General features: G+C 53.1%; 1 rRNA gene. It reads left to right on the top strand.

The features are described 5' to 3' along the window. Window positions 1-64: 64 nt before the first annotated feature. Window positions 65-605 (top strand): 23S ribosomal RNA (locus A9B99_RS18940); the annotation flags it as partial.

Genomic DNA, 605 nt, shown 5'->3' with positions numbered 1-605 from the left:
GAACAACGCAAGTTGTTCGTGAGTCTCTCAAAACTTACAGCACGAAGACATCTTCGGGTTGTGAGGTTAAGCGACTAAGCGTACACGGTGGATGCCCTGGCAGTCAGAGGCGATGAAGGACGTGCTAATCTGCGAAAAGCGCCGGTGAGGTGATATGAACCGTTATAACCGGCGATGTCCGAATGGGGAAACCCAGTGTGACTCGTCACACTATCATTAACTGAATCCATAGGTTAATGAGGCGAACCGGGAGAACTGAAACATCTAAGTACCCCGAGGAAAAGAAATCAACCGAGATTCCCCAAGTAGCGGCGAGCGAACGGGGAAGAGCCCAGAGTCTGAATCAGCAGGTGTGTTAGTGGAACGGTCCGGAATGGCCGGCGATACAGGGTGAAAGCCCCGTACACGAAAGCGCACCCGTTGTGAGCTCGATGAGTAGGGCGGGACACGTGGTATCCTGTCTGAATATGGGGGGACCATCCTCCAAGGCTAAATACTCCTGACTGACCGATAGTGAACCAGTACCGTGAGGGAAAGGCGAAAAGAACCCCGGCGAGGGGAGTGAAAAAGAACCTGAAACCGTGTACGTACAAGCAGTGGGAGCC

The organism is Mangrovibacter phragmitis (genome assembly GCF_001655675.1).
In the GTDB taxonomy this organism is placed as follows: Bacteria; Pseudomonadota; Gammaproteobacteria; order Enterobacterales; family Enterobacteriaceae; genus Mangrovibacter; species Mangrovibacter phragmitis.
Note: the sequence above shows the minus strand (reverse complement) of the source record. Positions and strands in the feature narration are given on the sequence as shown.